Source organism: Streptomyces sp. NBC_00028 (assembly GCF_045041065.1).
GTDB lineage: Bacteria > Actinomycetota > Actinomycetes > Streptomycetales > Streptomycetaceae > Streptomyces.
Window position 1 is genome coordinate 8907021 of sequence record NZ_CP108293.1, and the last position, 12065, is coordinate 8919085.

Here is a 12065-nt window from a genome sequence, read left to right on the forward strand (position 1 = left end):
AGTAGGTATTCCGCGCGCGTACCCATGTGGCCCGAGCGCACACCACCCAGCAGACTGACCCCATGACGGAAACGGAATCCACTGTGAACAGCACCTATGACGTAGTGGTGCTCGGGGCCGGGCCCGTGGGGGAGAACGTCGCCGACCGCACCCGTGCGGCCGGCCTCTCCACCGCGGTCGTGGAGAGCGAACTGGTCGGCGGCGAGTGTTCGTACTGGGCCTGTATGCCCAGCAAGGCCCTGCTGCGCCCGGTCATCGCCCAGGCCGACGCCCGCCGGCTGCCCGGACTCGCCCCGGCCGTACAAGGCCCCCTCGACGCCGCCGCGGTCCTCGCCCGCCGCGACGAGTACACCTCCCACTGGCACGACGACGGTCAGGTGAGCTGGCTGGAGGGAGTCGGCGCCGACCTCTACCGCGGCCACGGCCGCCTCACCGGCCCCCGCACCGTGACGGTCGGCGACCAGGTCCTCACCGCCCGGCACGCCGTCGCCGTCTGCACCGGCACCCGCGCCGTCCTGCCGGGCCTGCCCGGACTCGACGCGGTCAAGCCCTGGACCAGCCGCGAGGCGACCAGTGCCCAGGCCGCGCCGGGGCGGCTCATCGTCGTCGGCGGGGGAGTCGTCGCCACCGAGATGGCCACCGCCTGGCAGGCCCTCGGCTCGCGGGTCACCCTCCTGGTCCGCGGCAAGGGCCTGCTGAACCGTATGGAACCCTTCGCCGGCGAACTGGTCGCCGAGGCGCTCACCGAGGCCGGCGTCGACGTCCGCACCGGGACCTCCCTCGCGTCGGTGACCCGCGAGGACGGCACCGTCGTCGCCGTCACCGACAGCGGCGACCGGATCGAGGCCGACGAGATCCTCTTCGCCACCGGCCGCGCCCCGCGCACCGACGACATCGGCCTGGACACCGTCGGCCTGGAAGGCGGCTCCTGGCTGGACGTGGACGACAGCCTCCGCGTCACCGGCACCGACTGGCTCTACGCCGTCGGCGACGTCAATCACCGCGCCCTCCTCACCCACCAGGGCAAGTACCAGGCCCGCATCGCCGGCGCCGCCATCGCGGCGCGGGCGTCCGGGACCGACGTCCAGTCCGACCCGTGGGGCGCGCACGCCGCCACCGCCGACCACGCCGCCGTACCGCAGGTCGTCTTCACCGACCCGGAGGCCGCCGCCGTCGGCCTCTCCCTCGCCGAGGCCGAACAGGCGGGCCACCGGGTCCGCGCGGTCGACTACGACCTCGCCAACGTCTCCGGGGCGAGCCTGTACGGCGAGGGCTACCGGGGCCGCGCCCGCATGGTGGTCGACCTGGAGCGAGAGGTCCTGCTCGGCGTCACCTTCGTGGGCCCCGGAGTCGGCGAGCTCATCCACTCGGCGACCGTCGCGGTGGCTGGCGAGGTGCCCCTCAGCCGCCTCTGGCACGCGGTGCCGTCCTACCCGACGATCAGCGAGGTGTGGCTGCGCCTGCTGGAGACGTTCCGCGACAGCTGACGGCCGGTACGGCCCCCGGGTGGCCGTCAGCCCGGCAGCCCGAACCCCAGGGAGGCGGCCGCCTCCCTGGGCGTCGGCTGGGCCCAGCGCTCCACCATCGCCTGGTTCGAGGAGAGCGAGCGCAGCTCCGCCCGGTCCAGGTACAGCGTGCCGTCCAGGTGGTCCGTCTCGTGCTGCACGATCCGCGCGGGCCAACCGGAGAACACCTCGTCCACGGTGCGCCCGTGCTCGTCCTCGCCCGTCAGCCGCACCCGGTCGTGCCGGTCCACGACCGCCTGCCAGCCCGGGACGCTCAGACAGCCCTCGAAGAACGCGGCCCGCTCGGGGCCGACCCCGTCGTACGACGGATTGACCAGGACCCGGAACGGCTGCGGCACCCGTCCCCGCGCGAGGCGCACCTCGTCCGGCACCGGCGCCGGGTCCTCGATCACCGCGATGCGCAGCGGCACGCCCACTTGCGGCGCCGCGAGGCCCACGCCGGGAGCCGCGTGCATGGTGACGCGCAGCGCCTCGACGAACCGGGCCAGCAGCGCGGAGTCCAGCTGCCCCTCGAAACGCTCGGTGCCGCGCCGCAGCACCGGATCGCCGGCCGCCACGATGGGCAGCGGGCCGTCGGCGGCGAGGAGTTCCTCGACCAGCTCGGCAAGGGGCGCGTGATCACGGGGAGTTGCCATCGCGCCAGGATGCCATGCCCTCGGCTCGTGTGACGCAGGACACTTCAACCCCCGGGAACTCAGGGCGCGTTTCTCCCGACTACTGGACCGACCGACCAGCCGCGCTCGTCCCCACCCTCCGGAGTTAGCCGCCGATGACCTCCGCTCCCCCGACGACCACCGACGAGGCCCCGAAAGCCGCCGACACGCCGCCCAGACCCGGCAGTTGGGCGCCGCTGCGCCCGCTGATACTGCGTCTCCACTTCTACGCCGGGGTGTTCGTCGCGCCCTTCCTGCTGGTGGCGGCCGTCACCGGGTTCCTGTACGCCGCCTCGTTCCAGGCCGAGAAGCTCCTGTACGCCGACCAGATGACGGTCTCCGCCGTCGGCGACGCCAAGCTGCCGATCTCCGAACAGGTCACCGCCGCCCGCGAGGCCCACCCCGAGGGCGCCGTCGCCGCCGTACGTCCCTCCCCGGCGGACGACGCGACCACCAGGGTGCTGCTGTCCGGCGTCAAGGGTGTCGACCCCGACCACACCCTCGCCGTCTTCGTCGACCCCTACACCGGCAAGGTCGAGGGCTCCCTCGAACAGTACGGATCCACGGGCGCGTTGCCGCTGCGCACCTGGATCTCGGAGCTGCACCGCAATCTGCACCTCGGTGAGACCGGCCGCCTCTACAGCGAGTTCGCCGCGAGCTGGCTGTGGGTGATCGCCGGGGCCGGCCTGGTGCTGTGGTTCACCCGGCGCCGGGGCCAGCGCAAGGTGCGCGGCACCGAGGGGCGGCGCCGCACGCTCGGGCTGCACGCCACGGTCGGCGTCTGGGCCGCGCTCGGCTTCTTCTTCCTGTCGGTGACCGGTCTGACCTGGTCCACCTATGCCGGCGCGAGCATCGACGATCTGCGCGGCTCGCTGAACCAGACCACGCCCTCGGTGTCGGCGACCGCGGGCGGCGACCACTCCGGGCACGGCGCCTCCGCCTCGGCCGGGGACGCCGAGCACGGCGTCGGCCTCGACAAGGTCCTCGCCGCGGCGCGCGCCGAAGGGCTCGGCGACCCCGTCGAGATCGTGCCGCCGGCCGACGCCACCTCGGCGTACGTGGTGAAGCAGATCCAGCGCAGCTGGCCGGAGAAGCAGGACGCGGTCGCGATCGACCCGACCACCGGCGAGGTCACCGACGTGCTGCGGTTCGACGACTTCCCGGTGCTCGCGAAGCTGACCCGCTGGGGCATCGACCTGCACACCGGCACCCTCTTCGGGCTCGTCAACCAGATCGTCCTGATGGTCGTGGCGCTCTGCCTGATCCTGCTGATCGTGTGGGGTTACCGCATGTGGTGGATGCGCGGCCGCGGCAACGCCTTCGGGCGTCCGATCCCGCGCGGCGCCTGGCAGAAGGTGCCCCCGCAGATCCTGCTGCCGGGCGTGGCGCTGATCGCCGCCCTCGGCTACTTCGTCCCGCTGCTCGGCATCCCGCTGGCCGCGTTCGTCGTCGCCGACGTGGTGCTCGGCGAGATCGCGCACCGGCGCACGAGCCGCGTCTGACACTCGTCGTACGACGACCGGGGCCCGGTTCCGCGAAGGAACCGGGCCCCGGTCATGTCGTACGGCCTCGCCTACAGCTTGTCGAAGTCGCCGGCCAGCGCGGACGCGAGGCGCAGATGCGGCTCGGCCTCCTCGTGCCGCCTCTGCCGCTCCAGCGTGCGGCCCAGCATCAGACGAGCGTAGTGCTCCACCGGGTCACGCTCCACGATGATGCGCAACTCCGTCTCGGCGCGGCTCAGTTGGGCCGAGTGGTAGTAGGAGCGGGCCAGCAGCAGCCGCGGCCCGGTCTGCTCCGGCACCTCCTCGACCAGCTTGCCCAGGACGCGCGCCGCGGCGGCGTAGTCCTTGGCCTCGAAGAACATCTGCGCGCGCTCCCAGCGCTCCGCCGGCGTTCCGTGGTCGTAGTACGTCATGTCCACTCTGACCTCCTTCGACGCCGTCAACAGAGGCCGTTGGTTCAATATTCCACTAACCGTTCAGGGTGGCGAGCTCGGCGTTCGCCCGCTCGGTGATGAGCGTCAGCACCCGTCCGGCGACAGCGAGATCCTCCTCGGGGATGCCGGCGTAGACCCGGGCGGTGAGGGGGGCGGTCGCGGCGGACGTCGTGTCGTACAGCTCTCGTCCGGCCTCCGTGATCCGCACCAGCGGCGGCTCCTCGGGAGCCAGCAGCCGTGCGGCGACCAGCTCGTCGACGACGGCGGAGGCCTCCTCGGCATCGATCTTCAGTGAACCGACGACACCGTCGACGAGGTGCTCCCGGTCCACCGGCCCGTCGGCGACGGCGGCCAGGCGGAGGGTGACGGACTGCTGGAACGTCATGCCGTGGCGGGCCAGGACCCGCTCCAGGACCGCGCGGGCCGCGTAGTGCGCCAGGGCTATGACGCGCGGGTTGAGCAGGGGAGGTGTGGTGGTGGTCATGACGGCTCCTTGTCGGACTCACGGTCGGGGGCGAGTGGATCGAGAGGGGCGTCGAGCAGGGTCGCGAGTTCGGCGCTGAACTCCCGGGTGCGTGGGCTGTCGAGCCCGCCGAGCGGTGCGAGGAGCTGCTCCAGTAGCCCCTGGACGACCTGGATGGCCCGCCGGGTGGTGTCCCTGCCCTGCTCGGTGAGGGCCAGCTGGACGGCGCGCGGATCACGTGGGTCGCGGGTGCGCTCGATCAGACCCGCCGACTCCAGGGCGCGCGCCAGCTTGGACACATAGAGCGGTTCGAGGCCGGTGTGGTCGGCGAGCCGTCGCTGGCTCGGCCGCTCGCCGTCGCGCTGCATGCCGTACAGGGACGCCACCAGCGAGTACTGCGCGTGGGTGAGACCCAGTGGGGTCATCGCGCGGTCCACCGCGGTCCGCCACTTCATCGACAGGCGCCACACCAGGAAGCCAGGCGTCACCTTCTCGTAGCCCTTGCTCATAAGAAATACAGTACATGGCTACTATGTACATGGCTACTGTATTTCGGGACTCCCCGGCGACGGACTGACGGGACCCCGTCCACGGGGCTAGGTTGGGCGCCATGAGCAATCTTGATCGCGATGCGGCCCCCGCCCTGTGCGGCGGCCGCGGCTTCGTGGTGGCGGAGCCCGTTCGCGAACTCCTCAGCCCGCGCACCGTCAAACTCGGGGAGGCCACCGAGGTCCGCCGTCTGCTGCCCAACCTGGGCCGGCGCATGGTGGGCGCGTGGTGCTTCGTCGACCACTACGGCCCCGACGACATCGCCGACGAGCCCGGCATGCAGGTCCCCCCGCATCCGCACATGGGCCTGCAGACCGTCAGCTGGCTGCACCAGGGCGAGGTGCTGCACCGCGACTCCACCGGCAGCCTCCAGACGATCCGCCCGCGCGAGCTGGGCCTCATGACCTCCGGGCGGGCCATCAGCCACTCCGAGGAGAGCCCGAAGTCACACGCCCGCTTCCTGCACGGCGCCCAGCTCTGGGTCGCCCTCCCGGACGGCCACCGGCACACCGAACCGCACTTCGAGCACCACGCCGAACTGCCACGGGTCACCGCGCCGGGCCTGACCGCCACGCTCATCCTCGGCGACCTCGACGGTGCCACCTCGCCCGGGACGACGTACACCCCGATCGTCGGCGCCGACCTCACGCTGACCGCCGGCGCGGACCTGCGCCTCCCGCTGGAGCCGGACTTCGAGTACGCCGTGCTGTCCATGTCCGGTGAGGCCCACGTGGACGGCGTCCCGGTCCTGCCGGGCTCCATGCTCTACCTCGGCTGCGGCCGCACCGAACTGCCGCTGCGCGCCGCGTCGGACGCGAGCCTGATGCTCCTGGGCGGTGAGCCCTTCGAGGAGGAGCTGATCATGTTCTGGAACTGGATCGGGCGGTCCCAGGAGGAGATCGTGCAGGCGCGCGAGGACTGGATGACCGGGTCCCGGTTCGGCGAGGTCAAGGGCTACGACGGGGCGCCCCTGCCGGCCCCGGAGCTGCCGCCGCTGCCCCTGAAGCCGCGGGGGAGGACCCGCTGACCGGTCGGCCCCGACCCCGGCGCCTCGGCATGCCGGACCGCCGCGAAGGACCAAGACTGGAGCTGTGAGACAGGCCCGCGCGCGGGCGCCGGCCCGGCCGGAGTGAGGCGCCCATGCGTACGGAGGCACGACGAGTCGCCGTCGTCGGTGACTGCCCGCTGCTGTGCGGCGGTGTCGCCCACGCCGTCGAGGGCGCCGAGGGCCTGGTCTTCGCCCTCGCCACCCGGTCGGCCGACGAGGCACTGCGCGCGCTCCGGCCGGGTGACGTCGCGCTGGTGGATCTCCAGGTGCGGCCGGTGTGCCTGGCCGACGTGGTGGCACGGCTGGCCGCCCAGGACGCCGCGGTGCTGGTCTTCTCCTCCGGCCTGGACCACCACGCCGTACCCGCCCTGCGCGCCGGCGCCCGTGGCTGCCTCAGCCGGCGGGCCGACGAGCGGGAGCTGCTGGCCGCGATCCGGCTGGTCGCCGACGGCTGCTCCTACGTCTCCGCGGATCTCGCCGTGCGTCCCGACACCGAGCCCTCCTGCCATGTCACCGACCGCGAGCGCCAGATCCTGGAGCTGGTCGTCCACGGCGAGACCGACCACGACATCGCCGTCCGGCTCGGCATCAGCGAGCACACCGTGCACTCCCACCTGGACCGGCTCCGCGACAAGACCGGCTCCCGGCGCCGGGCCGACCTGACACGCTTCGCGATCATGCACGACATCGTCCCCGCCGCCTTCTGGCAGGGGTGACACCGGGGTGGACACAGGGGTAACACTGCCCCTGCCGGGCGTGGGCTTTTCTACCCTGTGACGCTTCTCCCGCTGCTCGCACACTGAGGGACGAAAGCCCTCAGTGTGCGAGCAGCGGGAGGCGTTTCACGATGAGCGGCATCTTCGGTAGCACCCTCACGTTCAGCCAGGAGGAGGGCGAGGATGTCCGCCTCGTCGTCTTCGGCGACGACAAATACGCCCGGTACGAGACCCTCGACGGCTACTCCGTCGTGTACGACCCCGACCGCGGCACCTACTGCTACGCGCGGACCGACGGCGCCGGCGGCACCCGCCGGTTCGTCTCCACCGGCACGCCCGTCTCCGTACCGCCGCCGGAGGGCCTGCGCCGGCATCTGCGGGAAGGGCAGCTCTATCGCAGAGAGGTCTTCCAGGACCGGATGATGAAAGGGGTCCCGGACGAGGACCGGGCCGAGATCGACCCCGACGCGCTGTTCACCCGCGGCCCGGTGAAGGGGCTGCTCCCCGGCACGGCCCTGACGGAGGGCGAGGTCCAGGGCCTGACGATCCTGGTCGACTTCCCGTCCAAGCAGACCGAGGTGACCGAGGACGACGTCTCCGCCCTGCTCAACAGCCCGCACTTCACGGCGAACGGCAACCACTGCTCCGTCAAGGAGTTCTTCCGCACGATGTCGACGGGCCGGCTCGTCTTCTCCAACACCGTCGTCGGCCCGTTCCGGATGAGCCGGCCGCGGCTCGCGTACTCGCTCGACGAACACGAGGGCGAACTCGTCCCCGAGGCACTGCAGGCCGCCGCGGACGCCGGGGTGGACTTCAGCCGCTTCGACTCCCTCGGCCGCGGCGTCGTCGACTCCGTCTGCATCATGTACGCGGGCAACACCGTGTTCAAGGGCGACCTGTGGCCGCACAACTCCCGCTTCCCCGCCCAGATCGGCGGCGTACGCACGGACTTCTACACCGTCACCAGCATGGGCGAGCGGGCGAGCGACCTCAGCATCGGCACCTTCTGCCACGAGAGCGGGCACCTGCTGTGCCGCTGGCCGGACCTGTACGACTACGGCACCCTCGAACGCGAGGGCGACGACTTCACGAGCGCGGGCCTCGGCACCTACTGCGCGATGTCGAGCGGGAACAACCTGGGCGACGGCTTCCTGCCGTCCGCCGTCTCCGTGTATCTGCGCCGGCTGGTGGGCTGGACCGAGGACGTGGACATCTCGGTGCCGGGTGCGTACGAGGCCAGACAGGGTGAGTACGACAAGGCGCTCGTCTACCAGAACCCGGACCGCCCGGACGTCGAGTACTACCTCGTCGAGAACCGCAGCAAGCTCGGCTTCGACACCGCGTTGACCTCCAGTGGCCTGGCCGTTTACCACTGCGACATCCAGGGGTCGAACGAGTTCCAGCAGGGCACGCTGGTACGTCACTACCAGTGCGCCCTGTTGCAGGCGGACGGCCATATGGACCTGGAGCACAACCAGAACGACGGCGACGGCGGGGACCTCTACGGACCCACCGCGGGCACCGCGGTCTCGCACAGCAGCCGCCCCCCGTCCCTGTGGTGGGACGGCAGCGAGTCGGGGCTCACCCTCTCGAACGTCGGCGCCCCGGGCGAGGTCATCACCTTCCGCACCGGCGAGCAGGGCGTGGCGGGCACGAAGATCACCGGCCGGTCGGCGCCGAACGAGGCCATCCCCGAGGGCGTCGGCGGGCTCACCGACGCGATCTCCCTCGTGGGCGCCGGCACGGTCCGGGACCTGACCGTGTCGATCGACATCGAGCACGGTCACATCGGCGATCTGCGCGTCGTCCTGCTGGCACCGTCGGGCCGCCGCGCCGTGATCCACAACCGCACCGGCGGCGCCACCAAGAACCTGCGCCTGACGCTCACGTCCGACCCGCCGTCCCTGCTGGCACCGCTGGTCGGCGACGCGGTGGCCGGCGCCTGGAAGCTCAAGATCACGGACGCGGCCCAGCCCGTCGCCGGGACCCTGCTCAGCTGGGAGATCACCCTCCACACCGGCACCTGAGGCCGACCGGCGGCCTACCAGGTCACCGGCAGTTCATGGACGCCGTACACCACCCCGTCGTCCTTGAAGGGGATCTTCTCCAGGTCGACGGCCCGACGCAGGGTGGGGATGCGGCGGAAGAGGGTGCCGTAGACGACCTGGAGTTCCAGGCGGGCCAGCGGCTGGCCCAGGCACTGGTGGATGCCGAAGCCGAAGGCCATGTGCCGGCGGGCGTCGCGACGGACGTCGAGGCGGTCGGGGTCGGGGAAGCGGTCGGCCTGCCAGTTGCCGGTGGCGCCGGGGATGATGACGCCCTCCCCGGCGCGGATCTGCTCCCCGCCGATCTCGATGTCCGAGAGGGCGAGGCGGCGCTGGCCGTTGTGGACGACGGTGAGGTAGCGCAGCATCTCCTCGACGGCGCCCGCGAGCACCTCGGGATCGTCGGTGTCCCGGACGATCGCGAGCTGGTCAGGATGTTCGAGGAGGGCCAGGACGCCGAGCGCGATCATGTTGGCGGTGGTCTCGTGTCCCGCGCCGAGCAGCAGCAGGCCGAGCATCGCGGCGTCGTGGCGGGCGAGTTCGCCGGCCCGCATCCGGGCGGCCAGGGCGGAGAGCAGGTCGTCGGTGGGGTCGGCGAGCTTCGCCTGGAGCTGTGCGTCGAGGTACTGGAGCAGTTCGGCCGAGGCGGTCCTGGACTCCTCGACCGACGCGTCCCGGCGGACCCCCACCTCGCTGCGGCTCTGGAAGAACTCGTGGTCGTCGTACGGCACTCCCAGCAGCTCGCAGATGACCAGTGAGGGCAGCGGCAGCGCCAGGGCCTCCACGAGGTCGACGGGCTGCGGCCCGGCCGGCATCGCGTCGACGAACTCGTCGGTCATGCGCTGCACCGCGGGCCGCATCGCCTCGATGCGCTTGATGGTGAAGGGGGCGGTGACCATGCGCCGGATCCGGGCGTGCTCGGGGTCGTCCATGTTGAGGAACGACGGCGGCATGTGTGAGTAGGCCTCCTGGAAGGCCGCGCTGAAGTGGGGGAAGCCCGGCTGCCGTGGGTCGACGCTGAGTCGCTCGTCGCCGTACAGCGCCCGCTGGTCCTCGTACCGCGTCACCAGCCACGGCGTGCTGCCGTCCCACAGCCGCACCCGGGTCACCGGCCGCTCGGCGTGCAGCCGCAGCATCCCGGGCGGCGGATCGAACGGACAGCCGGCCGCGCCGCGCGGCATCGGGAACAGGGGGAGGTCCTCGGTGGTGCTGGTCATCTCACTCCTCGGTGTGGGGGAACAGGGAGTGATGCTCATCGAAGTCCCCGAAGCTGACGGAAGGCGGACAGGGAACGGACAGCGGGGGGATGTGGCCGAATCCCGCGGCACAGGCGTGGCGATTCCGCCAGCGACACGAGAATCTGGACTGTACGTCCAGGACTTGGATGTGTAGTCTAGATGTGCTGATCTCACTCGCACTGGAGAATTCGGAGTACGTCATGACGTCCGAGCGGGCGTTGGAAGCCGAGCGGGACGCGATCGTCGCCGCGTTGACGCCGGTCGTCGACGGTCTGGTGGCGACGTTCGGGCCCATGTGTGAAGTCGTGCTGCACGACTACCGGGACCCGGAGACGTCCGTCGTCGCCCTCGCCGGATCGGTGACCGGGCGCGCGGTCGGCGGGGCGATGAGCGAGATCGGCCTGCGGATCGTGGCCCGCGGCGACGAGGCGCGCGACGAGCTGAACTACCTCACGCGCACGGGAACGGGCAGAACCGTCAAGTCGTCCACGATGGTGCTGCGCGACTCCACGGGCACGGTGTTCGGCGCCCTGTGCGTCAACCTCGACGTGACCGTCGTCAGCGAGGCCCACACCCTGCTGGGCGCCCTCGCCGGAGTCGGCGCGGCCCCCGCCGAACTGCCGGTGACCACCTTCGGCGACGACATCGACTCCGTGGTCGACGTCATCCTCGACACCCACCGGCAGGAGCCGTGGGGTGCACTCGACCGTCCCGGGCGCCTGGCGCTGTTCCGCAGCCTCGACGAGCGCGGCGTCTTCGCCGTGCGCCGCGCGATCGAGCAGGTCGCCGCCCGGCTCGGCATCTCCCGCGCCTCCGCCTACAGCTATCTCTCCCAGGCCCGCGCCACGACTTCCACCACCCCTGGAGGACCCGCGTGACCAGCACACCCCCGCCCGTCACCCTCACCCTCGACGACATCCGCTCGGCCGCCGACCGCCTCAAGGGCGTCGCCCACCGCACCCCGGTGCTGCGCTCGCGCACACTGGACGCGCGCGTGGGTGCCGAGGTCTTCCTCAAGTGCGAGAACTTCCAGCGGGTGGGCGCCTTCAAGTTCCGCGGAGCCTACAACGCGGCCTCCCGGCTGACGCCCGAGCAACTGGCCCGCGGGATCGCCGCCTACTCCTCCGGGAACCACGCCCAGGCGGTCGCCCTCGCCGCCCGTGAGCTCGGCAGCACCGCGGTGATCGTCATGCCCGAGGACGCCCCGCCCGCCAAGCGGGCCGCCACCGCCGGCTACGGCGCCGAGATCGTGTCGTACGACCGCTACACCGGCGACCGGGCGGCGATCGCCGAAGCCCTGGCCGCCGAGCGGGGACTCGCCCTGATCCCGCCCTACGACCACCCGCACGTCATGGCCGGACAGGGCACGGCGGCCCTGGAACTGCTGGAGGAGACAGGGGAGTTGGACGCCCTGCTGGTCCCCGTCGGCGGGGGCGGACTCATCGCGGGCAGTGCCACCGCGGCGAAGGGGCTCCACCCCGCCGTCCGGATCGTCGGCGTCGAGCCGGAAGCCGGGGACGACACCAGGAGGTCGCTGGAGGCCGGTCGGCGGATCGCGATCCCGGTGCCCCGCACCATCGCCGACGGGCAGGCCCTGGACATCCCCGGCGAGCTGACGTTCGCCGTCAACCAGCGGCTCGTCGACGGGATCTCCCTGGTCACCGACGACGAGATCCGCGACGCGATGCGCTTCGCCTTCGAGCGTCTGAAGATCGTGGTCGAGCCGAGCGGGGCGACGCCGCTGGCCGCGTTGCTGGCCGGCCGGGTGGAGGGGCTGCCGCGCCGCGTCGGCGTGATCGTCTCCGGCGGGAACGTCGACGCGGCACGCTTCGCCGAGCTCTGCGGCCCCGAGGAGAACTGAGGCCTCACCCGAATGGCGGCGCCGAGTGGA

12 protein-coding genes are annotated in these 12065 nt (G+C 71.9%); 7 read left to right on the forward strand and 5 right to left on the reverse strand.

Annotation, left to right across the window (positions count from 1 at the left end; genetic code table 11):
- The first annotated feature begins 62 nt into the window (after window positions 1-62).
- A complete protein-coding gene (locus OG885_RS40345) occupies window positions 63-1487 on the forward strand; it encodes a dihydrolipoyl dehydrogenase family protein (protein WP_405740880.1) in 1425 nt (474 codons plus the stop codon).
- A 26-nt stretch (window positions 1488-1513) separates the two neighbouring features.
- Here OG885_RS40345 and OG885_RS40350 read toward each other — a convergent pair whose 3' ends face one another.
- Window positions 1514-2161 carry a peptide deformylase gene (locus OG885_RS40350; protein ID WP_405740883.1) on the reverse strand — a complete coding sequence of 216 codons (648 nt, stop codon included), beginning with the start codon at window positions 2159-2161 and terminating at the stop codon, window positions 1514-1516.
- Window positions 2162-2295: 134 nt separating this feature from the next.
- Between OG885_RS40350 and OG885_RS40355 the strand changes: the two genes are divergently transcribed.
- A complete protein-coding gene (locus OG885_RS40355; RefSeq protein ID WP_405740886.1) occupies window positions 2296-3681 on the forward strand; it encodes a PepSY-associated TM helix domain-containing protein in 1386 nt (461 codons plus the stop codon).
- Window positions 3682-3752: 71 nt separating this feature from the next.
- On the opposite strand, the gene OG885_RS40360 is transcribed toward OG885_RS40355, so the two are convergent.
- Genes OG885_RS40360 through OG885_RS40370 form a run of 3 tightly spaced genes read right to left on the reverse strand, consistent with a single transcriptional unit; the run spans window position 3753 to window position 5087 of the window.
- Complete coding sequence (locus OG885_RS40360; protein WP_405740889.1) at window positions 3753-4100, reverse strand: tetratricopeptide repeat protein; 348 nt, start codon at window positions 4098-4100, stop codon at window positions 3753-3755.
- A gap of 49 nt (window positions 4101-4149) precedes the next feature.
- Entirely contained in the window at window positions 4150-4599 is a 450-nt protein-coding gene (locus OG885_RS40365; RefSeq protein ID WP_405740892.1) for a MarR family transcriptional regulator, read from the reverse strand.
- Window positions 4596-5087 (reverse strand): MarR family winged helix-turn-helix transcriptional regulator, encoded by a 492-nt coding sequence (locus tag OG885_RS40370; RefSeq protein ID WP_405740895.1) that lies wholly within the window; start codon window positions 5085-5087, stop codon window positions 4596-4598. The genes OG885_RS40365 and OG885_RS40370 overlap by 4 nt, the downstream gene beginning before the upstream one ends.
- Window positions 5088-5188: 101 nt before the next feature.
- Here OG885_RS40370 and OG885_RS40375 point away from each other — a divergent pair, with 101 nt between their 5' ends.
- The 3 genes from OG885_RS40375 to OG885_RS40385 all read left to right on the forward strand — a co-directional run bounded on the left by OG885_RS40375 (window position 5189) and on the right by OG885_RS40385 (window position 8918).
- Window positions 5189-6154, forward strand: a complete 966-nt coding sequence (locus OG885_RS40375; RefSeq protein WP_405740898.1) for a pirin family protein — start codon at window positions 5189-5191, stop codon at window positions 6152-6154.
- A 113-nt stretch (window positions 6155-6267) separates the two neighbouring features.
- Window positions 6268-6891, forward strand: coding sequence for a LuxR C-terminal-related transcriptional regulator (locus OG885_RS40380; RefSeq protein WP_405740901.1), 624 nt, complete (start codon window positions 6268-6270; stop codon window positions 6889-6891).
- Between the two features lie 131 nt (window positions 6892-7022).
- Complete coding sequence (locus OG885_RS40385) at window positions 7023-8918, forward strand: M6 family metalloprotease domain-containing protein (RefSeq protein WP_405740903.1); 1896 nt, start codon at window positions 7023-7025, stop codon at window positions 8916-8918.
- A 14-nt stretch (window positions 8919-8932) separates the two neighbouring features.
- Here OG885_RS40385 and OG885_RS40390 read toward each other — a convergent pair whose 3' ends face one another.
- Complete coding sequence (locus OG885_RS40390; protein ID WP_405740906.1) at window positions 8933-10153, reverse strand: cytochrome P450; 1221 nt, start codon at window positions 10151-10153, stop codon at window positions 8933-8935.
- A 221-nt stretch (window positions 10154-10374) separates the two neighbouring features.
- Here OG885_RS40390 and OG885_RS40395 point away from each other — a divergent pair, with 221 nt between their 5' ends.
- The gene (locus OG885_RS40395) at window positions 10375-11052 is read left to right on the forward strand and encodes a transcriptional regulator (protein ID WP_405740909.1); all 678 of its coding nucleotides are present in this window, start codon (window positions 10375-10377) and stop codon (window positions 11050-11052) included.
- Window positions 11049-12035, forward strand: coding sequence for a threo-3-hydroxy-L-aspartate ammonia-lyase (locus OG885_RS40400; protein ID WP_405740911.1), 987 nt, complete (start codon window positions 11049-11051; stop codon window positions 12033-12035). Before OG885_RS40395 ends, OG885_RS40400 begins: the two co-directional genes overlap by 4 nt.
- Window positions 12036-12065: the final 30 nt, after the last annotated feature.